The organism is Novosphingobium sp. APW14, from assembly GCF_032337075.1.
In the GTDB taxonomy this organism is placed as follows: domain Bacteria; phylum Pseudomonadota; class Alphaproteobacteria; order Sphingomonadales; family Sphingomonadaceae; genus Novosphingobium.
Genome location: NZ_JAVYAB010000002.1, coordinates 66,176 through 87,481 on the forward strand (window position 1 = coordinate 66,176; position 21,306 = coordinate 87,481).

Genomic DNA, 21,306 nt, shown 5'->3' on the forward strand with positions numbered 1-21,306 from the left:
GCGGGGACGGAGCCTAGTTCTGGCTCTTGTTAGCCCCGCTTCGTTGCCTTGATCCAGGCGCGGATCTTGGCTTCAAGCACCGGCATCGGCAATGCGCCGGTGTTCAGTACCTGATCGTGGAAGGCACGGATGTCGAACTGCTTGCCCAGCGCGGCCTCGGCCTCGCGCCGCAGCCGCTGGATGGTTAGCGCGCCAACCTTGTAGGCCAGCGCCTGGCTGGGAATGGCGATGTAACGTTCGACTTCGGCGGTCGCGTCGGTGCGGCCCATGGCCGAATTGGCCAGCATGTATTCGATCGCCTGATCGCGGGTCCAGCCCTTGGCGTGGATGCCGGTATCAACCACCAGACGCATCGCGCGCAGCATTTCGTCATCCAGCGTGCCCTGGCGTGAATAGGGATCCTTGAAGAAGCCCATGTCATAACCCAGCGTCTCGGCATAAAGCGCCCAGCCTTCGGCAAAGGCGGTGTTGCCGCCAAAGCGCATGAAGGCGGGAAGCTTGTCGTTCTCTTGCGCCAGGCTGATCTGGAAGTGGTGCCCCGGTGCGCCTTCGTGGAGGTAAAGCGTCACTTCGCCCGGGGTGGTCCGGCTGGGCAGGTCATAGGCATTGAAATAGAACGTGCCGGGGCGCGAACCATCGGGGGTGCCCTGCTGGTAGGAACCGCCGGCCTCGAACTTTTCGCGGAACTCCTCATAAGGGCGGATCTGCAGCGGGGTTTTCGGCAGGACTGCGAAGTACTCGCCGATCTTCCCATCGACCATCTTGCCGATGTCGTAATAGCGCTGGGTCAGCTCCTCGCTGCTCTTGCGCTTGAACTGCGGATCGGTGCGGATGAAGGTAAAGAATTCGGCCAGGGTGCCCTTGAACCCGACCTCGTTCTTAACCTGCTCCATGCCGTCACGGATGCGCTTCACTTCGCTCAGGCCCAGCTGGTGCAGCTCTTCTGCGCTATAGGGTAGCGTGGTCGTGTTTTCGATCGCCAGGCTATAAAGCTTTTCCCCGCCCTTCATCTGCGAGAGGCCAACGCTGTCGCGTGCGGCGGGCAGGTATTCATCGCGCAGGAAATCGCGCAGGCGGGTGTTGGCGCCGTAAATGCCCTCACCCACGGCCTTGCGATAGTCCGCGGTCAGCCGGGTGCGATCGGCTTCGGGCAGCGCCGGGTCCATGCCCTTGACCGGCTCCCAATAGGGCGATTGCTCAACCGGCAGTTTCAGCTGGGTATCAAGCTGTTCGATCATGTTGCGCACGGTCAGCTTGGTTTCGAGCACGCCATTGGCCTTGCCTTCACGGAACTTGGCAATCGAACGGTCAATCAGCTTCACATAGTCGGCATGGCGCTTCAGGCTATTTTCATGGTCGGCCACGGTCTTCATCGGGATCCCGGTCTTCCCGCTGGCAAGCGTCGGGTAGAAGGTGTGGAAGCCGAAGAAGTGGTTGAGCGGCCGCGTGTCAGTCAGCGCCAGGATTTCCGGGGTCAGGCCTTTGAGCGTGCTGGTCCGGTCATACTTGAAAACATCCCAGGCGATCTGGTCGGTCGGTGAAAGCTTGGTGCGATCGATCTTCAGTAGTGCGGCCAGCTCATCTTCAGCCGCCTTGCGTTCAGCATTGTTGTATTCCGGGGTCAGGTAATCGCCGAGCCGATCAGCATAGCGCGTATCGCCGCGGAACAGGGCCGACAGCGGATTGCGCTTAAGGCTGTCTTCGTCCGACTTGGCGAACAGCGCGAAGAGCTGGTCATGTTCGCTCTGTGCGGGCTGGGCAGTCGGCGCGGCGGACTTGGCAAGCGCCGGGGTGGCGGCAAATGGGGCGGCCAGCAGGGCTGTGGCGAGCAGCGCGGAACGAAGCGACTTCATGGGCTTTTCCTTTGGCGGAGGGCAATGTGTATTGCCAGTGTAATACAGTTGACTGCGGCACGCAAGCCGCTGTGCGGGCAGCAGCTTACGTCGCTGCCACGGCGGCAGTTGTCAGGCTTCGATCAACCGCCGCAGCGGTTCGACGGAAAGCTCAGGGGGCGATGCGGCCGCGCTCCATCACCCAGCGCACTTTCTCAAGCGTGCGGATGTCGGCAAGCGGGTTGGCATCAACCGCGATCAGGTCGGCCGAGAAGCCGGGCGCGATCTGGCCCACCTCGGTTTCCATGCCCAGCGCCTTGGCCGCAATCGTCGTTGCGCTGGCCAGGGCCTCGCGGTTGGTCAGTCCGTTCCTGACCAGCAGGGCGAATTCCTCGCCATTGCGGCCATGCTCGAACACCCCGGCATCGGTCCCAAAGGCAACCGGCACGCCCAGCTGTTTGGAACGCTGGACCTGCTTGCCGGCGGCTTCCACTGCCTGCCGGCCCTTGACCTCAACCGTCGGGGTATAGATCCCCTTGCCCAGCCGCGCGCGAACGCCTTCCAGCGCCATCAGCGTGGGCACCATGTAGGTGCCCTTGGCCTTCATCGCCTTGAGCGCCGCTTCATCGGCAAAGGTGCCGTGGTCGATCGTGTCGACCCCGGCCAGGACCGTGCTTTCGATCCCGCGCGCGCCGTGGGCATGGGCCATGACCTTCAAACCCAGCGAGTGGGCGGTGGTCATGATCGATTCCAGTTCGGCGGTGGTGAAGTGGCCTTCCAGCCCGCGGCCCTGCTGGCTCAGCACGCCGCCGGTCGAGGTGATCTTGATCACGTCAGCCCCGGCGCGGCTGGCCTTGCGGACCTTCTCCGCGCATTCAACCGGGCCGGTGCAGGTATAGCCCTGATCGAGCACCGAATGGATATCCTCACGGAAGCCGGTTGTGTCGCCATGTCCGCCGACAATCGACAAGGCCGGGCCCGCGGCGACGATCCGCGGACCGGGGATCAGGCCCTCGGCCGTCCCGCGCCGCAGCGAAAAGCCGGTATACTGGGCCGAGCCGGCATCGCGCACCGTGGTGAATCCGGCGCGCAGGGTGATCAGCGCGTTCTTGGCGCCTACCACCATGCCCCATTCTTCGGGCTCGACCGCTTCGTTGCGATAGTCGGTGCCCGGATCGGAGGTCAGGTGGACGTGCAGGTCGATCAGTCCGGGGACCACGGTCTTGCCCGACAGATCAACTTCGCGCGCGCCAGCCGGAGCGGCGGGAGCGCCGGGCACCACGCTGACGATCTTGCCGTCGGTGACGGTGATGGTGGCCGGCCCCGTCGGCTCGCTCGCCGCGTCGCGCAGGACGGAGCCGGCGCGGATCACGATGGTATCGGCCAGCGCCGGGCTGGTGCTGGCCAGCAGGCCGGCAAGCGCAATCAAAACTTTCTGCATCGGGTTACTCCCCCTCAATCTTCCGTTCAGGTGTGCCGCCTTATCGGCTCCATGACAACCCGTGCTTACCGTCAGGAACCTGCGGATGATGGCCGGGTTGAACCTTGAAGCAGGGCGGCGAAACGGGCAATTACGACATGACTGAACTGAAAATCCGCTGCGGGATGGGGCAGCGCCTGCAACGGAGTATGACAATGGTTGGCAATGGCTGGGCACTCTGGCGGGCGACGCGTGGCGTCTCAGCCCTGGCGCTGGCTCTTGTGGCCGGGTCCGCGCTGGCCCAGGCGGCCCGTTCGCCCGAGAGCATCCTGCCGGCTCCGGCCCCCGCCCCGACGGTGAAGCCCAGCCCGCAGCCGACCGGCTCTGCCCCTGTGCCAACCCCGGCGCCCGTTCCTGCTGCCACGCCGGCTCCGCCCGCGACCCAGGAGCCGGCTGCCCCCACGATCGAACCGGAGCTGCCGGTGCTTGAACCCGTGCTGGCCTGGCAGGTGGCCGATGCGCAGGTGCTGGCCAAGGTGATCGAAGGGATTGGCGCGCACGGCCTGATCCCCGCGGATTACCAGCTCGCCGATCTGCGCGCCGCGATCCTGGCCGGCCCCGGTGCGGCGCTGGATGCACAAGCCAGCCGCTCGTTCGCCTGGCTGATCGAGGACATGCGCGATGGCCGCACCCGGATGGATTCGCGGGTGCAGTGGTTCGTGGTCGATCCCGATGTCGACCAAAGCCCGACTGCAACCGTCATGGCCGATGCCCTGGCCAGCAAGGACATCGCCGGGGCGATCGCCAAACTGGCACCAACGCACCCGGATTATGCCAAGCTCAAGGACGCACTCGCGAAGGCTCCTGCGACCGACAAGGCCACCCGTGCGCTGATCCAGGTGAACATGGATCGCTGGCGCTGGCTGCCGCGCGATCTCGGCAAGTTCTATCTTTTGACCAACGTGCCGGAATTCCAGCTGCGGCTGACGGTCGATAACGCCATCATCCGGTCCTACCGCACAATTGTCGGCAAGCCGGGCCGCACAGCCACCCCGCAGCTGGCCGAAGTGGTTGAAGGCGTCGTCTTCAACCCGACCTGGACCGTGCCGCAATCGATCGTGAAGGGCGAGGGCCTGGGAGCGCAGCTGCTTGCCAACCCGGCCAAGGCCAAGCGCGAGAATTACAAGGTTACCAAGAACAAGGACGGCTCGATCACCGTCGTTCAGCAGCCGGGCCCCGGCAATGCTCTGGGCCTGATGAAGCTCGACATGCCGAACGAGCATGCGATCTTCCTGCACGACACGCCCAATCGCAACCTGTTCAAGCTGGCCCAGCGCGCGCTCAGCCACGGTTGCGTGCGGACGGAGCGCGCTACAGAGCTGGCGATCACCATGGCGATCCTGGGTGCCGGGGTAACCCCGGACGATGCGGTGGCGATCGTGACCTCGGGCAAGTACACCCGCGTCGCGATGACCCGGACCTTCCCGGTCTATCTGACCTATTTCACCATGGCTTCGGACATCACCGGCAAGATGGGCAAGTTTGGCGACCTCTATGGCCGTGACGCGCCCGTCCTCGCCAGCTTCACCGCCCCGCGCGCGGCCTGGGATGGCAAGCGCAAGTCAACCGAAACGGTGATCAAGCTGGATAATCCGCTTTAGGTTGGTGCGCCCTTCGCCTCCGCGAAGGGAGCGGGCCGGTGTTGCAAGAGAGGCCCGGACGGGCCGAACGCACAAACGAGGATCAGACCTCAATCCGGTCGGCATAGAGCAGCCGGCCGCCGGAGAGGTTCCACAGCGCTTCGTTGAAGTGCGCGGGTGACATGGCGAAGCAGCCTTCGCTGCGGCCAAGGCGGCCAAAGCGGGCAATGTAATCCTCGCGCGCATATTCGGCCGGGTGCATCACGATGGCCCGGTCCAGCGCGTTGGAATTGTCGGCATCAAGCCCGTCGAGCCGGACCGAGGTGCCGTATTTGCCCTTGTACCATTCGCAGGTCAGGTAAGCCCCGCGCGAGGTTGCTTCTGATCCTGGCACGTTCGAGAAGGCTTTAAGAAAGCCGCTGTGCGCCGGATCCGAGCCGCGGCCATGGCTGACCAGGAACGATTTGATCGTGCCGGCTTCAAGGTTCACAAAGTGAAACCGGGGCAGTGTGCTCGGCCGCGCAAAATCGGCAATGCCAACGATGTCAGTGCGCCAGACCTTGCTGCCGGCACGCTGCAACTCGCGCCGGGCGATCTCCAGCAGCTTGGCGTCATAGGCGGGGTTGGGCGCGACTGTGGTGGGCAGGCCGGGCAGCGCGGGCGGCTGGGCCGACGGCGCTACGCCGAAGGCTTCTTCAAAGGCGTTGGCGAGATTGCGCGCATGCGCGGCCGATGGCACGGCGGCCGCCGCACCGGCGGCCAGTCCGCCCAGCAAGATGTCACGCCTGTTCATGGCCCCGCTCATAGCCTCTTGTGGATAACGCAGCGCTTAACGTCGGTTCAAGCCCCTAAGCGGCCAAACCGCGTCCTTCAGCGCCAAGTTGCTGTAATGCCGTGCCATCGACGCGCATGACGGTCCATTCGTCCATCAGCCGGGCGCCCAGTTTCTGGTAAAAACCGATAGCCGGGCTGTTCCAATCGAGCACCGACCATTCGAGTCGGGCGCAGTCGCGCTCCACCGCCAGCATGGCGAGGTGCGAGAGCAGCGCCTTGCCCAAGCCCGAACCCCGGGCCTCTGGCCGCACGAACAGGTCTTCGAGGTAAATCCCGGGCTTGCCTTCAAAGGTCGAGAAGTTGTGAAAGAACAGCGCAAAGCCTTGCGGCGTGCCATCGATCTCACCAATCACGACCTCGGCATAGGGGCGCGGGCCAAACAGCTTCTGGCCGAGCACCGCTTCATCAAAGCGGACTTCGTGGAGCAGCTTTTCATAGTCGGCCAGATCGCGGATCAATTGCGCGATCAAGGGCAGGTCAGCGGGGGTGGCGGTGCGGATCGATAGCGTCATGCGCGGGCCTCTACCTTATTTTTCGTCATGAATCGTGGCCACAGGACACCCAGTGAAAGTCCGGCCATGACCAGCACGAAGGCCAGGATCTTCCACCATTGCAGCGGTTCGCCCAGCAGCAGCGCCGAAGAGCCGAGTCCGAAGACCGGGACCAGCAGCGCCAGCGGCGCAACCTGCGCCGCGGGGTGCTTGCCCAGCAGCCAGCCCCATGCGGCATAGCCGAACATGGTGTTGCCCACCGCCTGCCAGACGACGGCGCCCCAGGTGGTCCAGTCCGCCGCCGCAACCCCGGCAGCCATCTGCGGCCAGCCTTCGGTCAGCAGGGCCATCGCGAAGAGCGGCGGCACGGCAAAGACGCTGGACCAGACCACATAGTTGAGCATCGGCACCGGGCCGGCAGCGCGCGCGGTCATGTTGCCCAGCGACCAGCTGAGCGCGGCGCCCAGCACCAGCAGCAGCCCCAGCGGCGTGGCGCTGCCATCGGTGTGCCAGCCGATCGTGCCCAGGCCCGCAACGGCCAAGGCCATGGCGGCAATCTGGTAAGGCGCGATTTTCTCACCCGTCAGGCGCATTGATAGGCCGATGGTGATGAAGACCTGGGTCTGCACCACCAGGCTGGCCAGGCCCGGAGTGATATCGGTGCGCATCGCGGTGAACAGCAGGCCGAACTGCCCCGCGCCGATCAGCACGCCATAGGCTGCCAGGTTCTTCAGCGGCACGGCCGGGCGCTTGATGAGCAGCGCCATCGGCAGGAAGGCCAGGCTGAAGCGCAGGGTGGCGAGCGTCAGCGGCGGCAAGTGCGCCAGCGCCAGCTTGATCACCACGAAATTGGTGCCCCAGACGGCCATCACGCCGAGGGCGAGCAGCAAGTGGAGCGGCGGCAGGCCGCCGCGTGAATTCACGCCGCCTTCCCGTGCAGGCTGTCCATGCTGGCGACGGTTCCGGCCTCGATTTCGGCCGCCTTTTCCTCGACCAGTTTGACGATGTGGTCGATCATGTTGTCGTCCTGGACGTGGTGGTCGGTCACGCCGCGCAGGTAGACCATGTGCTTGCCATTGCCGCCGCCGGTCACGCCAATGTCGGTTTCGCGCGCTTCGCCCGGGCCGTTGACGACGCAGCCAAGCACCGAAAGGCTCATCGGCGTCTTGATGTGGCTCAGGGCGTCTTCAAGCTTTTGCACCGTGCGGATCACGTCAAAGCCCTGTCGTGCGCACGAGGGGCAGGAGACGACCCGCACGCCGCGGGTGCGCAGGCCCAGCGATTTCAGGATCTCGTAGCCAACGCGCACTTCCTCTTCCGGCTCGGCCGAGAGCGAGACACGGATCGTGTCGCCGATCCCGGCCCACAGCAGGTTGCCGATGCCGATTGCCGACTTGACCGTGCCGCCGATCAGCCCGCCGGCTTCGGTGATGCCAAGGTGCAGCGGGCAGTCGACCGCTTCGGCCAGACCCATATAGGCGCCGACCGCAAGGAACACGTCGCTGGCTTTCACCGCCACCTTGTATTCGTGGAAGTCATGGTCCTGCAGCAGCTTGATGTGATCGAGCGCGGATTCGACCAGCGCTTCGGGGCAGGGCTCGCCGTATTTCTCAAGCAGGTCCTTTTCCAGGCTGCCGGCGTTGACCCCGATGCGGATCGCGCAGCCATTGGCCTTGGCGGCGCGGACCACTTCGGCCACGCGCTCGCTGCTGCCGATGTTGCCCGGGTTGATCCGCAGGCAGGCTGCGCCCGCATCGGCCGCCTCAAGGGCGCGCTTATAGTGGAAATGGATGTCGGCCACGATCGGGATGCGCGCTGCCTTGACGATTTTGGACAGCGCTGCGGTGCTTTCCACGTCCGGGCAGGATACGCGGATGATATCGGCCCCGGCTTCCTCGCAGCGGCGGATCTGACCTATCGTTGCCACCGGATCGGAGGTCAGCGTGTTGGTCATGGTCTGGACCGTGATCGGCGCATCGCCACCGACGGGAACCTTGCCCACCATGATCTGCCGGGACTTGCGCCGCGCGATCTCGCGCCAGGGACGGACTGAAGACATGGCGCGTCCTTAATGCATCGACTGGATCAGGCAAAGCCCGATCCTTGGGCCGGCTCAGCTCAGAACAGCTGGGCGAAGAGGAATTCCTCGTCGAGCTGTTCGCCGACGCGGAAGGTGATGTCGGCCACCTTGTCAAAGCCATAGCGGCGATAGAAGCGGTGGCCGCCGTCATTGTAGGCATAGACCGAGATTTGCACTTCGTCCGCGCCGCGGGCGGCAAATTCCGTCATCGCCCAGTCCATCAGCTGACCGCCAATGCCCATGCCGGTGGCATCAGGCGCGGTGTAAAGCTGCTTCAGTTCCATCACCCGCTCGCCCCGGGCATGTTCGGGAAAGCCACAGGCGAGGCCGATCTTGCAATAGCCGAGCAGAATGCCGTCACGCTCAGCCAGGCGATAAACCCGGTCGGGATTGGCCAGTTCGGCCGCAATCGCCGGTTCGGACAGGCTTTCGGTCAGAAAGGTATTGAGATCCGCTTCCGAATAGAGCGGCCCGAACTTGGCCACGAAGGAATCGATCGCCAGGCGCGACAAGGCGGGAATATCGGCATCATTGGCCGGGCGCAGGATCAGAGCGTCTTGGTCATGCATATCGAGAAGGGATCTTCGCTATAGTCCGCAAAGGGCGGGCATTCGGTGAAGCCATGGCTTTCATAAAGCCGCCGCGCGGGCAGAAAAGGGTCGGGTCGTCCGGTCTCCAGGCTGACGCGGCGGTATCCGCGCTTTGCTGCCTCGTCCAACAGCTGGCGGAGGATCGCCTTGCCTGCTCCCTTGCCGCGATAGTCCGGATCGGCGCGCATGGATTTCAATTCGCCGTGGTCGCCCGCCAGATGCTTGATTGCGCCACAGGCGGCCAGTCGTTCGCCGTCCCAGGCCGAAAAGAAGGTGACATCGGGTTGGCGCAGTCGCTCAATCGGCATGGCATGCACGCTCTCAGGCGGAGACCACTGGTGCATTTCGTCGAGGTGCAGTTGCAGCAGGGCGGCGATTGCCGGACCGGTCAGATCGTCCTCGATGATGCGATAGTCTGCCATCACGCCCCCCTTTGTCGTGATCTAACCTCTTGGCCGCCCCTGCGGATAGGTGCCCAGCACCAGCAGCTCCTTGCAATGGAAGGCCAGTTCTTCAAGCGCGCGATCAACCGCAGGATCGCCCGGCGCGCCGACGATATCGGCATAGAACCGGGTCGCGGCAAAGCTGGCGCCCTTCTGGTAGCTTTCCAGCTTGGTCATGTTGACGCCGTTGGTCGCGAAGCCGCCCAGCGCCTTGTAAAGCGCGGCCGGGATATTCTTCACCTCGAAGACGAAGGTGGTCATTGTCACCGTGCCGGCCAGGCTGGCCGGATCGAGCGGTTGGCGCGAGAGGACCACGAAGCGGGTCATGTTGTCGGCCGCGTCCTCGACGTTCTCGGCAATGATCTTCAAGCCATAGAGTGCGGCCGCAATCTTGGGCGCAATGGCGCAGGCTTCGGGATCGCCCTGCTCGGCAACGAAGGCAGCGGCACCGGCCGTATCGGCATAGGCCAGCGGCACGATCCCCCGTTCGCGCAGGAAGAAGCGCGACTGGCCCAGCGCCTGGGGGTGCGAATAGCAGGCCTTGAACGGGCCATCACCCACGGCCATCAGGTCATGGTGGATCGCCATGAAGTGCTCACCCACGATGGCCAGGCCAGATTCGGGCAGCAGGAAATGGATGTCAGCCACCCGGCCGTGCTGCGAGTTTTCAATCGGAATGATCGCGTGCCCGGCGCGGCCATCCTTCACCGCTTCGAGCGCGTCTTCAAAGCTGAAGCAGGGCAGCGGCAGGCAATCGGGGGCATATTCGGTTGCGGCGCGGTGGCCGTTGCAGCCGGGCGCGCCCTGGAACGAAACGGCGCGCGCCGGATCGGCGGCCGCAGCGCGGACCATTTCCTCGACACGGGCGAGCGCGGGGGCGGGATAGGAATGCATGACGCGAAGCCCCTAGGCCGCGCGGGCGCGCTCTGCAAGCTGGCGGCGTCCGAGGGGCGGGCGGTCAGTGGCTCTGGGCGGAGGCGTTGCCGCTTCCCACAGCGCGCGGACCACATGCCACAGCTTGCGCATGCCCGAGGTGTGAATGCGGTGATCCCAGGCATGTTCCCCGGCGGCATCGACCGCGCGGGCAATCTCACCATAGATCCCGGCAGCGGCGAGGACTGCCCAGCGCTGGCGGAAAGCGAGCCGACCCGCACCGATCCGGGCCGACACTTCGTAAGCTTCGGCCATGGCGCACATCCGGTGGACCAGCGCAGTCAGTGGGCGGCGGTAATGCGGCTTCATCTGCTCGCCCGGGGGAATGTCGGCCTCAACCAGCCATTCGAGCGGGAGATAGCAGCGGTCGGCGGCGTCATCCTCGTCAAGGTCGCGGGCGATATTGGCCAGCTGGAAGGCCAGGCCCAGATCACAGGCGCGGTCGAGCGTATCCGCGTCTTCGGGGTCGACCCCCATGACCACGGCCATCATCACCCCGACGGCCCCGGCGACATGGAAGCAGTATTGCAGGAGGTCCGCCTCGCTCCGCGGACGCCAGTCTGCGGCATCGAGCGCAAAGCCGGCGATCACATCATCGGCCATGGCGGCGGTGATCCCGCATTCGCGCGCGACCAGGCCAAAGGCATCGAACGATGGATCGCCGCAGGGTTCACCGGCCAGCGCCCTGGCGGTCAGCTCGCGGATCGTGGCGAGGCGGGCCTCGGCCCCGGCCTGTTCGCCCAGCGTGCCGCCATGGTCCTGATTGTCGGCCAGATCATCGCAGCGGCGGCACCAGGCATAGAGCAGCCAGACCCGCTCGCGCGTGGGGCGATCGAACAGCTGGCTGGCCATGGCAAAGCTCTTGGACCCGCGCATGATCGACTGGCGGGCATGGGTGAGGAGCTGGGCGCGGTCCAGAGCAGGCGCAGCGGCTTCGACAGGCTCAGCCGGAGCGGGTGAGGTGCTATCAGTCAATCCCGCCCCGCCCATCCTGAGCCTGTCGAAGGATGTTGGCACAGCCTTGCATCACAAGTCGCTCGTCTTCATCGCGAAGATCGGGGTGTGTGGTTCGTGCGCAGCCATCCGGGTCAGCAGCAGGTCCAGCTCGGGCTCAGCGATGATGATTCCGGCATGGGCCGGGCGAATAAAGCCAACCGCGATCATGTGGTGGTTGAAGGCCAGCAACTGGTCATAGAAGCCGAATGCGTTCAGCAGGCCGACCGGCTTGGCGTGATAGCCCAGCTGGGCCCAGGATACTGCTTCCCACAGCTCGTCCATCGTCCCCACACCGCCGGGGATGGTCAGGAACCCGTCCGACAGGTTGGTGAAGGCCAGCTTGCGCTCGTGCATGCCGGATACGACGTGGAGTTCGGTGCAGCCACGGTGCGCGACTTCGGAATTGACCAAGGCTTCGGGGATCACGCCGATCACCTCGCCGCCGGCGGCCAGCGCGCTGTCGGCAACCGCGCCCATCAGGCCCAGCTTGCCGCCGCCATAGACCACGCCGATGCCGCGTGTCGCCAGGGTCCGGCCGACCTGCTGTGCCAGTTCGATATAGCGGGGATCCTCAGGCGTGGCCGAGCCGCAATAGACTGCAATCCGCTTCACCGCAGGTCCTCCACCATCAGGCGGGCCGTGGCCTTGGCGCTTCCGACAACGCCGGGGATGCCTGCCCCCGGGTGCGTACCGGCGCCAACCAGATAGAAGTTGTTCACCTTGTCATCGCGGTTGTGGCCGCGGAACCAGGCGCTCTGGGTCAGGATTGGCTCAAGGCTGAAGGCGCTGCCCAGGTGGGCGTTGAGGTCCAGCGCGAAATCGCGCGGGGCGTAGTGGAACTTGGTCACGATCCGGTCATGGATGTCCGGGATCAGGCGGCGGCCGACTTCATCAAGCACGCGCTTTTCGATCAGCGGGCCGACGGTTTCCCAGTCGATCGGCAGCTTGCCCTGGTTGGCAACCGGGATCAGCGCATAGAAAGTGCTCTTGCCCGGCGGTGCGACCGAGGGATCGGTAACCGTTGGATGGTGCAGATAGATCGAGAAGTCCTGCGGCAGGACCCCGTGCTGGTAGATATCATCCAGCAGGCCTTTGTAGCGCGGCCCGAACAGGATCATGTGGTGCGGGATCCCCGGCCAGGTTCCCTCCAGCCCGAAGTGAACCACGAACAGGCTGGGCGAAAAGCGCTTCCGCGAGAGGCTGCGCGCCATTTGCGGACCGCGCGGACTTTCCGACAGCAGATCGCGGTAGGAATGCATGATATCGGCATTGCTGGCGACGGCATCGAAGCGCTCGGTCCAGCCGCTGGCGCATTCCACCTCGGTCACCTTGTTGCCAAGGGTGTGAACCTGGACCACCGGATCATGCAACCGCAGCGTGCCGCCGAGCCGCTCGAAGTGCTTGACCATCCCGGCGATCAGCTGGTTGGTGCCCCCCTTGGCCCACCAGACGCCGCCGTCCTTTTCCAGCTTGTGGATCAGGGCATAGATCGCGCTGGTGGTCATTGGATTGCCACCGACCAGCAGGGTATGGAAGGTCAGCGCCTCGCGCAGCTTCTCGCTTTTGATGAAGCTGGAAACCATCGAATAGACCGAACGCCAGGCCTGATACTTGGCCAGCGCCGGGGCGGCCTTGATCATGCTGGAAAAGTCCAGGAACGGCACCGTGCCAAGCTTGACGTAGCCTTCCTCGAACACCCCGGCGGCGTATTGCAGAAATTCCTCGTAACCGGCGAGGTCGCCAGGCGCGACCCGGGCAATCTCGCGCGCCAGGCCGGCCTCGTCGTTCGAATAGTCAAAGTTGGTGCCGTCGGGCCAGTTGAGCCGGTAGAACGGCATGACTGGCATCAGCGTGACGTCTTCGGCCATGTCGTGGCCGGTCAGCGCCCACAGCTCTTGCAGGCAGGGCGGGTCGGTGATCACGGTGGGCCCGGCATCGAAGGTGAAACCGTCCTGTTCCCAGAAATAGCCGCGCCCGCCGGGCTTGTCGCGGGCTTCAACGACCACGGTTTCGATCCCGGCTGATTGTAGGCGGATCGCCAGCGCCAGGCCGCCGAAGCCGGCACCGATCACGCAGGCGCGTTTGCCGGTGGGCACGGGCAGGGTTGGGGTGGCGGGGACTGGATCTGTCATTGTCATGCTCTTTCGGCCATTGGCGCCCCGGACGCAAGCAAGGCGCGCATCGCCCCCAGCACCGGCACGGGAGGCTTGCCCACCAGCACGCGCGCCTTGTCACCCAGGGTCGATCGGGCGGCATAAAAGCGTTCGATGCTCGGTTCCGGCAGGCGGTAAAAACGTTCAAAGATACGATAGCGCTGGTCAGGCGCGCCTGCGCCAAACAGCATGGCGCCAAGCCTGCGATAGAAGCCGGTGGCTGACCAGTGCCGGGCGGCTTCCCCTTCAAGAAGCGCGGCCAGCTGCTCGCCCGGCAAGTCTGCCTCGCGCGCGATCAGTTGCGCCGTAGCGGCGGCCTGCGGCAGGGTATAGCTCGTCAGCGGGTGGACGAACCCGGCGCGCGCACCGGCCCGGGCGACGCCGGGCACCCGCAGGCTTGCCTGCCAGGCATTGAAGTTCCCGCCTGTCACGACCGGCAGCACGCCGGTTTCATGCCCCAGCAGTTCGCCGTTCCAGCCGTGGTTCGCGCAGTAGGCGTCGATCCGGCTCGACAGGGCACGGCGATCAAGATCCGGGCTGTCGGCGTAATAGGTGTCTTCGATGAACAGTTCATCGTGAGCCAGCGGCAAGACATAGACAAAGCGATAGGCCCCGTGCTGGTTCACGCGGGCATCCATGATAACCGGCCGGGTCACTCCGTGCGGCTGCGCGGTGCGCAAATGCCGGCCCATGAAGACCTGCCAGCCGCCGCAGAGGTCTGGGCTCGGCGCGAACCCCCGGCAGTCGATCACGGTGCGCGCCGCGATCCGCGCGCCAGTCTCCAGCTCCACGCCATCGGCGTGCAGCGCCACCACCTGCGCATTGGCGCGGATCGTGCCGGGTGCCAGCTCGCGGGCCAGGGCGGCGGCAAAGTCTGCCGAAGCGAGCGAGCGGTAGCCCGTGGTCAGCCGGCGCGCATGGGCCGGGAAGGCCACGTCATAACCTTGATCCCAGCGGGTGATGCGCATCGCTGAAAGGAGGTCGGCTCCGGCTTCATCCAGGTCGCTGGCAAACCATGACCAGCGGTGGTTGCCGCCCGGCGCTCCGCCGGCTTCGAGCAACACCACGTCCAGCTCGGGCCGGGCACGCTGCAGGGCAAGCGCGATCAGCCCGCCGGACAGTCCTCCTCCGGCAATAGCAATATCGTGGCGACGACCGGTCATGGGCCGCGCTTGTAGCGGGCCGACCGGTCGGCGCAACCGGCCTTTAGGCGTACTTCGTGCCGAGCGCGCGCTCCTGCGCCTCGACGATCAGCTGCTTGGCCTTTTCGACATCGCCCCAGCCCTTGATTTTGACCCACTTGCCCGGTTCAAGATCCTTGTAGTGCTGGAAAAAGTGCTCGATCTGCTGGGTCACGATCGGCGGCAGGTCATCGTGGCCAGCAACTTCGCGGTAATAGGGGAAGGTGGCGTCGACTGGCACGCAGACCAGCTTCTCGTCGCCGCCCTTGTCGTCTTCCATCAGCAGTACGCCAACCGGACGAACCTTGATCACGGCACCGGCCATGATCGGCGAACGCGTGATCACGAGCGCGTCAAGAGGATCACCATCTTCGCCCAATGTGTGCGGGATGAAACCGTAATTGGCCGGGTACCGCATCGGCGTGTGCAGGATGCGGTCAACAAACAGCGCGCCGCTGGCCTTGTCGAACTCGTACTTCACGGGTTCGCCACCAATCGGCACTTCGATCAGGACATTGATTTCGTGGGGCGGATTGTCGCCGGCGGGAATAAGGTCGATACGCATGGCCGCGCCCTTAGACGCGGCCTTGCTGCACTGCAACAGGGGGCAGCGCCCAATTGCGCGGAAAATTAGCCGAGTGCGTTGATGGTGAAGGCGATCACGCCGATGTTGAACACGAACGATGCCAGGCACTGGACCAGCACCAGCCGCCGCACCGATGGTTCGGATATCGCCACGTCAGAGGTCTGGAAGGTCATCCCCAGGGTAAAGGCGAAATAGGCAAAGTCGCTGTAATCAGGGCTGTTGGTGCCGGGGAACTGGATTCCGCCGCGATGCCCGCCGTTCTCGTCGCTGCCGAAATAGTACAGGTGGGCATAGTGCAGGGCATAGACCGAATTGGCGAAAAGCCAGGCCAGCACCAGCGTGACCAGCAGCTTGACCATCGCCATCTGATCGCCGCCGCGCGCCGCGGCCAGCTCGCCCGAGATTGCGGCCATCACCACCAGCGCCAGCAGGGTGGAAATCACCACGATCAGCGTGCGGTTGGCATCGTTCTCTTGCGCATGGCGGCGCATTTCGGCCACCGGGAAGCGGCGCAGCAGCGGCAGCAGCGAGAGCAGGAAAACCCCGGCGCTCAGGTCAAAGCCCATGGCCAGGGCATCCTGCCAGGGCGCTGCCGGATCAAACCAATGCCACAGCGCGGCGCCAAGCGGCAGCAGCAGGGCAAAGGCGATGAAACGGGGCGGGGCCAACCGGTTACCAAGTGTTGCGGTTGGCCCAGCCATCTTACTTCCCCTTCGCGGCGTTCCTGCCCAGCGGCCGCTTGGGCGTCAGCAGCAGGTCCAGTCCTGCCGCTGCCTTGCCCGGTGCGGCCCGTTCGAGCCACGGCCAGCGCAGACCGCCCTTGTAATCGATCGCGTAGGTAATGAAACGGTCGCCGCGCTTGGTCAGCAATTCCAGCGGTGCACCGGTCTTGGCGGCGGTGATCGCCTTCTTCAGTTCATCCTGGCTATAACCGATACCGTTGACCGCCAGGATCGTGGTGCCCGAAACGACCCCGGCCTTGAACGCCGGACCATCCCACTGGGTGGCGGTGACCTTCCCATCCTTGTCGATCACCAGCCCGATCGAATGGGTCAGGTTCAGCGACTTGGAATCGGCCATCGATGCCTTGAAGTAGGGGTTCGGCTCTTCCTTCCAGACCAGCTTGTAACCGCCCAGTTCGATCCCCTTGACCGGTGCGGGCTGGCCGGGGGTGTTGATCCGCTGGTCGATCAGCTTGGCCCAGTCATAGGGATAGACCTGGTTCAGCTTGGTGACGATCTCGTCAGCTTCGAAGGCGATTTGGCCATAGTCGCCATCGCGCATGCCGAAGAACAGCTTGGCGAAATCGTCGATCGATTTCTTCCCGCCGGTGCCCTGGCGGATGATCTGGTCGATCTCCAGCCAGGTCAGCGCGCCTTCGGTGTAATAGTCCTCGTTGCGCGAAAGGCTGGAGAACGGCTTGGGCTTGCGGGCGGCGAAGACCGGATCGCTGCCGGTATCCTCAACCGAGCGCCAGCGGCGGCCCGGCTGCTCGGCAAAGTTGCCGGCCCAGCTGGCCAGCATGCCCAGCACGGTGTCCTTTGCCTGCAAGCCTGAACGGGCCGCCAGGACAGCACCCCAGAACTGGTCCTGCCCTTCATAGGTCCACAGCATGTCGCCCTGCATCGGCTGGCGATAGTCCGGGGTCCACAGCCGCGCCGGGCGGCGGAACTTGCCCGACCACGAGTGCGAGAATTCGTGCGGCAGCAGGTTGCGATCGAAATCGTACTTGTCCCACTCGGTAAAGGCGCCGGGTTCCAGCTGGTTCTCGCTCGAACGGTGGTGCTCAAGCCCGATCCCGCCCATCCGGTCGGTCAGGGCCAGCAGGAATTCATAGCGATCGAAGTGGTTGGCACCGAAGGCCAGCCGCGCCTCGGTGACCAGGTTGCGGTGCAGGTCGATCTGTTCGGGCGTGGCTGCCAGCTGCTCGGGCTTGTCGGCCACAACATTGAGCGTGACGTTCTGCCCCAGATCCCACTTGGCAAAATGCTTGCCGGCGAACAGCGGCGAATCGACCAATATCTCGTAACTGGTCTCGTCCCATGACCAGCGATCGCCTTCGTGCTTCACGCCGTCCAGCGCGCCGGCCACGGTCCAGCCGGCGGGCACGGTAACGCTGGGCTTGACCCTGATCTGGCGGACATAGTGCCCCGCGGGATAGAGGCTCATCTTCTCCCACTGCAGGTTCAGCATCTCCTGCGTCATGGTGATGCGGCCTTCGCTCGATTGCAGCGGGCTGGTGTGGATGAACCGGGCCACCACCTCCTTGGTCCCGGCCGGAATGTCGATGTGGAAGGCGTTTACTTCCACCGGATCGCGCTTCCACCGCAGCAGCTGGCCATTGGCGGTGAAGGTCACGTCAACCAGTTCGGCCAGCGGACCGCGTGGGCCGTGGTTGCCGGGCAGCCACTGCGGGAACAGCAAGGTCAGGCGCTGGGTGCCGGGCGCGACCGGCACGGTCTGGGTCACGCGGTAAACACCGCGCAGGGTATCGGTCGCGTCGATGTCGAGCGTCATGGTCCCGCCCGGATAGGGCGCGTCGACAGCATCGGGCACCTGCTGCGACAGCAGCACAGCAGTCGGGGCCGAAAGCGGGGTGGAGAGGGCCGGGGAGGCCAGGGCAAGCGCCAGGGTGGCGATAAGCGAGGAGGTGTAGTGCTTCATGGGCGGGTACTTGGCGGCAAGCGGGCCAGGCTGCAAGATTCGCCTGCGCTCTTTTCGACCAGCGTCGTTACCGCTAGGGGCAGCGCATGAGCACACCACAGGCAATTCGCGGCACCCAGGATATCTTCGGCGCAGAGGCCGAGGCATTCGCCCACGTGGTCGAAACCTTTGAGCGCATCCGCAAGCTCTACCGCTTTCGCCGGGTGGAAATGCCGGTCTTCGAAAAGACCGAGGTGTTCAGCCGTTCGATTGGCGAGACCACCGATGTCGTTTCCAAGGAAATGTATTCGTTTGAGGACCGCGGCGGAGATTCGCTGACGCTGCGGCCGGAGTTCACCGCGGGCATCTGCCGCGCTTACCTTAGCAATGGCTGGCAGCAGTATGCCCCGGTCAAGCTGGCCACCCATGGCCCGCTGTTCCGCTATGAGCGCCCGCAAAAGGGCCGCTACCGCCAGTTCCACCAGCTTGACGCCGAAATCATCGGCGCGGGCGAACCGCAGGCCGATGTCGAGCTGCTGGTCATGGCCGATCAATTGCTCAAGGAACTGGGCATTGCGGACGGCGTCACGTTGATGCTCAACACGCTGGGCGATGGCGCCAGCCGCGAGGCCTGGCGCGCCGCGCTGGTCGAATACTTCCGCGCCGTGAAGGGCGAACTGTCCGAAGATTCGCAGGATCGGCTGGAACGCAACCCGCTGCGCATCCTCGACAGCAAGGACCCGCGCGACAAGGCCTTCACCGATGCCGCGCCCAAAATCGACGATTACCTGAGCGACGAGGCGCAGGACTTCTTTGGGAAGGTCACTGCAGGCCTCGATGCCGCCGGCGTTGCCTGGACCCGCGCCCCGGCACTGGTCCGCGGGCTGGACTATTATCGCCACACCGCCTTTGAATTCGTCACTGACCGGCTGGGCGCGCAGGGCACCGTGCTGGGCGGCGGGCGTTATGACGGGCTGATGGAAAGCCTGGGTGGTGCGCATACCCCGGCAGTGGGCTGGGCGGCCGGAGTTGAGCGGCTGGCGATGCTGGTAGCCGATGCCGGGCAGGTCGCTGCCGACCTGCAGGACGTGATTCTGGCGATCGAGGACGATGCTGCGATTGGCTTTGGTGTCGCCGCCTTGAAGGCCCTGCGCGTCGCCGGCCTGTCAGCGGATATGATTGCCACCGGATCGCCTCGCAAGCGGTTCGACAAGGCGTCCAAGCTGCCCTCGCGCGTGCTGGTTGGTGTGGCGCTGCGTGAAGGCAAGATCGCCTGCAATTCCCGCTCGGCCGAGCACGCCGCAGTGCTGGCGCGCGTTAACGCCGTGCTGGAAACGCTGACGGCCTGATGTCCGTCCCCGACGCCCGGCTCCGCCAGATTTCCGCCCGCTTCGCTGAGCTCGAGGCGCGGCTGGCTTCCGGCCAGCTTGAGGGCAAGGACTTCGTTGCCGCTAGCCGGGACTTTTCCGAACTGGAACCGGTCGCCAAGCTGGCCGAAGAGGTCATGGCCATGCGCGCCGAACTCGCTAGCCTGGCCGAGCTTGACGATCCCGAAATGCGCGAGCTGGCCGAGGAAGAGATCGAGCGGCTGAAGAGCGAACTGCCCGAGGCTGAGCACCGGCTGTCGATCGCCATGTTGCCGCGCGATGCTGCCGACAGCCGCTCGGCCATGCTCGAAATCCGCGCCGGGACAGGGGGCGATGAAGCGGCGCTGTTCGCGGGTGATCTCTACCGGATGTACGAACGGTTTGCCGCCGAGCAGGGCTGGCGGATCGAGCCGGTCAGCATGAGTCCGTCCGAAGTCGGGGGCTTCAAGGAAGTGGTGGCGCAGATCACTGGCAATGGCGTTTTCGCCAAGCTGAAGTTCGAAAGCGGCGTCCACCGGGTCCAGCGCGTGCCGGTTACCGAAAGCGGCGGGCGCATCCACACCTCGGCGGCGACCGTGGCCGTCTTGCCCGAACCTGATGAGGTGGATGTGCAGATCGAGGACAAGGACCTCAAGATCGATGTCTACCGCGCGTCGGGCGCGGGCGGGCAGCACGTCAACACCACCGATTCTGCCGTGCGCATTACCCACCTGCCGACCGGCACCGTGGTGACCTGCCAGGATGGCCGCAGCCAGCACAAGAACAAGGAAAAGGCGATGCAGGTGCTGCGTGCCCGCCTGTTCGAAGCCCAGCGCGATGCCGTGCAGGGCGAGGAAGCCGCCGCGCGCAAGGCGATGGTCGGATCGGGGGATCGCTCCGAACGGATCCGCACCTACAACTTCCCGCAAGGCCGGGTGACCGACCACCGCATCAACCTGACCCTGCACCGCCTGCCCGAAGTGCTCGAGGGGCCGGGCCTGACCGAACTGGTCGATGCGCTGATTGCCGAGGACCAGGCCAAGCGGCTGGCGGCGCTCGGTGAGTAATCCTGACCGAGCGGAGGGGGCTTCGACAAGCTCAGCCCGAGCGGGATCAAAGCGATGACCGAATCCAACCCCGCTCAGCCTGAGCCTGTCGAAGGCGCTGCCCGCACTGTTGCCGATGCGATCCGCGCTGCAACCGAACTGCTGGGATCGCGGACGGATTCGGCCCGCCTCGATGCGGAACTGCTGATGGCCGAGGCCTTGCAGGTCCGCCGCTCGGACCTGTTCCTGCGCCACATGCGCGATCCGGAGCCGCCCGCCTTTGCCGAACTGGTGGCACGCCGCGCCGCGCACGAACCGGTCGCCTATATTCGCGGCTATCAGGAATTCTATGGCCTGCCCTTCATGGTTTCGCCCGCCGTGCTCATTCCCCGCGGGGATAGCGAGACGCTGGTTGAGGCTGCGCTGGCGGCCCGGCCGGATGCTGGCCGTGTGCTCGATTGTGGTACGGGCTCGGGCGCCCTGCTGCTGGCCGTGCTGCATGAATTGCCGCAGGCGCGGGGGATCGGGATCGACCGGTCCGAGCCAGCCCTGGCCGTGGCCGCCGCCAATGCCACGCGGCTTGGGCTGGGCGAGCGGGCCACAATGATTCGTGCCGACTGGCACGAGCCGGGTTGGGGCAACAATCTGGGCGGGCCGTTCGATCTGATCCTGGCCAATCCGCCTTATGTCGAAAGCGATGCGCCGCTTGATCCGACCGTGCGCGATCATGAGCCGGCGGGCGCCCTGTTTTCCGGCGCTGACGGGCTTGATGATTACCGCGTATTGGTGCCGCAATTGCCCGGTCTGCTGGCGGATCAGGGGGTTGCGCTGGTTGAGATCGGATACACCCAGGCTGAAGCAGTTTCCGCCATTGGCGCAGCGGCCGGGCTTTCGGCCACCCTGTACCTTGACCTGGCGGAACGCCCGCGGGTGCTGGAATTCAAGAAAGCGCTTGGCAAGTCCGGGCCAAGCGCGTAAGCCGGTTTGCAGATCGAGGCCGGCACGCGAGCAGGCGTCCCCACGATCCAATCCAGCATTTGCGAAGTTCCTGGCAAGGTCGCCAGTCTAGCCAGCAAGTGTCGGGCCCCGGCG

The 21,306-nt window shown here is 65.1% G+C and carries 20 protein-coding genes; 4 read left to right on the plus strand and 16 right to left on the minus strand.

Annotated features, from left to right (window positions below; all coding sequences use genetic code 11):
• Positions 1 to 29 precede the first annotated feature (29 nt).
• Positions 30 to 1,853, minus strand: a complete 1,824-nt coding sequence (locus RQP55_RS02905) for a DUF885 domain-containing protein (protein WP_315608687.1) — start codon at positions 1,851 to 1,853, stop codon at positions 30 to 32.
• A gap of 151 nt (positions 1,854 to 2,004) precedes the next feature.
• Positions 2,005 to 3,273 carry a metal-dependent hydrolase family protein gene (locus tag RQP55_RS02910; RefSeq protein WP_315608688.1) on the minus strand — a complete coding sequence of 423 codons (1,269 nt, stop codon included), beginning with the start codon at positions 3,271 to 3,273 and terminating at the stop codon, positions 2,005 to 2,007.
• A gap of 194 nt (positions 3,274 to 3,467) precedes the next feature.
• Between RQP55_RS02910 and RQP55_RS02915 the strand changes: the two genes are divergently transcribed.
• Positions 3,468 to 4,913 (plus strand): L,D-transpeptidase family protein, encoded by a 1,446-nt coding sequence (locus RQP55_RS02915; protein ID WP_410000262.1) that lies wholly within the window; start codon positions 3,468 to 3,470, stop codon positions 4,911 to 4,913.
• Between the two features lie 82 nt (positions 4,914 to 4,995).
• Here the strand turns inward: RQP55_RS02915 and RQP55_RS02920 are convergent, their stop codons facing one another.
• The 14 genes from RQP55_RS02920 to RQP55_RS02985 form a co-directional block, all read right to left on the minus strand.
• Positions 4,996 to 5,685 carry a murein L,D-transpeptidase catalytic domain-containing protein gene (locus RQP55_RS02920; protein ID WP_315608690.1) on the minus strand — a complete coding sequence of 230 codons (690 nt, stop codon included), beginning with the start codon at positions 5,683 to 5,685 and terminating at the stop codon, positions 4,996 to 4,998.
• 55 nt (positions 5,686 to 5,740) lie between these two features.
• A complete protein-coding gene (locus RQP55_RS02925; protein WP_315608691.1) occupies positions 5,741 to 6,238 on the minus strand; it encodes a GNAT family N-acetyltransferase in 498 nt (165 codons plus the stop codon).
• Positions 6,235 to 7,140: an EamA family transporter gene (locus tag RQP55_RS02930; protein ID WP_315608692.1), complete on the minus strand. Its 906-nt coding sequence runs from the start codon at positions 7,138 to 7,140 to the stop codon at positions 6,235 to 6,237. The genes RQP55_RS02925 and RQP55_RS02930 overlap by 4 nt, the downstream gene beginning before the upstream one ends.
• Entirely contained in the window at positions 7,137 to 8,276 is a 1,140-nt protein-coding gene (gene ispG, locus RQP55_RS02935) for a flavodoxin-dependent (E)-4-hydroxy-3-methylbut-2-enyl-diphosphate synthase (protein WP_315608693.1), read from the minus strand. The genes RQP55_RS02930 and ispG overlap by 4 nt, the downstream gene beginning before the upstream one ends.
• A gap of 59 nt (positions 8,277 to 8,335) precedes the next feature.
• Positions 8,336 to 8,866: a GNAT family N-acetyltransferase gene (locus RQP55_RS02940; protein ID WP_315608694.1), complete on the minus strand. Its 531-nt coding sequence runs from the start codon at positions 8,864 to 8,866 to the stop codon at positions 8,336 to 8,338.
• Positions 8,845 to 9,309: a GNAT family N-acetyltransferase gene (locus RQP55_RS02945; protein WP_315608695.1), complete on the minus strand. Its 465-nt coding sequence runs from the start codon at positions 9,307 to 9,309 to the stop codon at positions 8,845 to 8,847. Before RQP55_RS02945 ends, RQP55_RS02940 begins: the two co-directional genes overlap by 22 nt.
• A 21-nt stretch (positions 9,310 to 9,330) precedes the next feature.
• Positions 9,331 to 10,224, minus strand: a complete 894-nt coding sequence (locus tag RQP55_RS02950) for a prephenate dehydratase (protein ID WP_315608696.1) — start codon at positions 10,222 to 10,224, stop codon at positions 9,331 to 9,333.
• Between the two features lie 12 nt (positions 10,225 to 10,236).
• Positions 10,237 to 11,139, minus strand: coding sequence for a phytoene/squalene synthase family protein (locus RQP55_RS02955; RefSeq protein ID WP_315608998.1), 903 nt, complete (start codon positions 11,137 to 11,139; stop codon positions 10,237 to 10,239).
• 150 nt (positions 11,140 to 11,289) lie between these two features.
• The gene (locus RQP55_RS02960; protein WP_315608697.1) at positions 11,290 to 11,871 is read right to left on the minus strand and encodes a TIGR00730 family Rossman fold protein; all 582 of its coding nucleotides are present in this window, start codon (positions 11,869 to 11,871) and stop codon (positions 11,290 to 11,292) included.
• Complete coding sequence (locus RQP55_RS02965) at positions 11,868 to 13,397, minus strand: phytoene desaturase (protein WP_315608698.1); 1,530 nt, start codon at positions 13,395 to 13,397, stop codon at positions 11,868 to 11,870. Before RQP55_RS02965 ends, RQP55_RS02960 begins: the two co-directional genes overlap by 4 nt.
• Positions 13,394 to 14,575, minus strand: a complete 1,182-nt coding sequence (gene crtY / locus RQP55_RS02970) for a lycopene beta-cyclase CrtY (RefSeq protein ID WP_315608699.1) — start codon at positions 14,573 to 14,575, stop codon at positions 13,394 to 13,396. Before crtY ends, RQP55_RS02965 begins: the two co-directional genes overlap by 4 nt.
• Positions 14,576 to 14,618: 43 nt before the next feature.
• A complete protein-coding gene (ppa, locus tag RQP55_RS02975; RefSeq protein WP_315608700.1) occupies positions 14,619 to 15,158 on the minus strand; it encodes an inorganic diphosphatase in 540 nt (179 codons plus the stop codon).
• 65 nt (positions 15,159 to 15,223) lie between these two features.
• Positions 15,224 to 15,880, minus strand: coding sequence for a DUF1345 domain-containing protein (locus RQP55_RS02980; protein WP_315608701.1), 657 nt, complete (start codon positions 15,878 to 15,880; stop codon positions 15,224 to 15,226).
• Between the two features lies 1 nt (position 15,881).
• Complete coding sequence (locus RQP55_RS02985) at positions 15,882 to 17,843, minus strand: peptidase M61 (protein WP_315608702.1); 1,962 nt, start codon at positions 17,841 to 17,843, stop codon at positions 15,882 to 15,884.
• Positions 17,844 to 17,929: 86 nt separating this feature from the next.
• Here RQP55_RS02985 and hisS point away from each other — a divergent pair, with 86 nt between their 5' ends.
• Genes hisS through prmC form a run of 3 tightly spaced genes read left to right on the plus strand, consistent with a single transcriptional unit; the run spans position 17,930 to position 21,192 of the window.
• Positions 17,930 to 19,171 (plus strand): histidine--tRNA ligase, encoded by a 1,242-nt coding sequence (hisS, locus tag RQP55_RS02990; protein ID WP_315608703.1) that lies wholly within the window; start codon positions 17,930 to 17,932, stop codon positions 19,169 to 19,171.
• Positions 19,171 to 20,235: a peptide chain release factor 1 gene (prfA, locus tag RQP55_RS02995; protein ID WP_315608704.1), complete on the plus strand. Its 1,065-nt coding sequence runs from the start codon at positions 19,171 to 19,173 to the stop codon at positions 20,233 to 20,235. Before hisS ends, prfA begins: the two co-directional genes overlap by 1 nt.
• Before the next feature lie 54 nt (positions 20,236 to 20,289).
• Positions 20,290 to 21,192, plus strand: a complete 903-nt coding sequence (gene prmC / locus RQP55_RS03000) for a peptide chain release factor N(5)-glutamine methyltransferase (RefSeq protein ID WP_315608705.1) — start codon at positions 20,290 to 20,292, stop codon at positions 21,190 to 21,192.
• Positions 21,193 to 21,306 lie beyond the last annotated feature (114 nt).

Excerpts from the sequence above, each read along its gene's own strand:
- RQP55_RS02905 (WP_315608687.1), bottom strand. The coding sequence starts at position 1,853 with ATGAAGTCGCTTCGTTCCGCGCTGCTCGCCACAGCCCTGCTGGCCGCC.
- RQP55_RS02910 (WP_315608688.1), bottom strand. The coding sequence starts at position 3,273 with ATGCAGAAAGTTTTGATTGCGCTTGCCGGCCTGCTGGCCAGCACCAGC.
- RQP55_RS02915 (WP_410000262.1), top strand. The coding sequence starts at position 3,468 with ATGGTTGGCAATGGCTGGGCACTCTGGCGGGCGACGCGTGGCGTCTCA.
- RQP55_RS02920 (WP_315608690.1), bottom strand. The coding sequence starts at position 5,685 with ATGAACAGGCGTGACATCTTGCTGGGCGGACTGGCCGCCGGTGCGGCG.
- RQP55_RS02925 (WP_315608691.1), bottom strand. The coding sequence starts at position 6,238 with ATGACGCTATCGATCCGCACCGCCACCCCCGCTGACCTGCCCTTGATC.
- ispG (WP_315608693.1), bottom strand. The coding sequence starts at position 8,276 with ATGTCTTCAGTCCGTCCCTGGCGCGAGATCGCGCGGCGCAAGTCCCGG.
- RQP55_RS02940 (WP_315608694.1), bottom strand. The coding sequence starts at position 8,866 with ATGCATGACCAAGACGCTCTGATCCTGCGCCCGGCCAATGATGCCGAT.
- RQP55_RS02945 (WP_315608695.1), bottom strand. The coding sequence starts at position 9,309 with ATGGCAGACTATCGCATCATCGAGGACGATCTGACCGGTCCGGCAATC.
- RQP55_RS02950 (WP_315608696.1), bottom strand. The coding sequence starts at position 10,224 with ATGCATTCCTATCCCGCCCCCGCGCTCGCCCGTGTCGAGGAAATGGTC.
- RQP55_RS02955 (WP_315608998.1), bottom strand. The coding sequence starts at position 11,139 with ATGCGCGGGTCCAAGAGCTTTGCCATGGCCAGCCAGCTGTTCGATCGC.
- RQP55_RS02965 (WP_315608698.1), bottom strand. The coding sequence starts at position 13,397 with ATGACAATGACAGATCCAGTCCCCGCCACCCCAACCCTGCCCGTGCCC.
- crtY (WP_315608699.1), bottom strand. The coding sequence starts at position 14,575 with ATGACCGGTCGTCGCCACGATATTGCTATTGCCGGAGGAGGACTGTCC.
- ppa (WP_315608700.1), bottom strand. The coding sequence starts at position 15,158 with ATGCGTATCGACCTTATTCCCGCCGGCGACAATCCGCCCCACGAAATC.
- RQP55_RS02980 (WP_315608701.1), bottom strand. The coding sequence starts at position 15,880 with ATGGCTGGGCCAACCGCAACACTTGGTAACCGGTTGGCCCCGCCCCGT.
- RQP55_RS02985 (WP_315608702.1), bottom strand. The coding sequence starts at position 17,843 with ATGAAGCACTACACCTCCTCGCTTATCGCCACCCTGGCGCTTGCCCTG.
- hisS (WP_315608703.1), top strand. The coding sequence starts at position 17,930 with ATGAGCACACCACAGGCAATTCGCGGCACCCAGGATATCTTCGGCGCA.
- prfA (WP_315608704.1), top strand. The coding sequence starts at position 19,171 with ATGTCCGTCCCCGACGCCCGGCTCCGCCAGATTTCCGCCCGCTTCGCT.
- prmC (WP_315608705.1), top strand. The coding sequence starts at position 20,290 with ATGACCGAATCCAACCCCGCTCAGCCTGAGCCTGTCGAAGGCGCTGCC.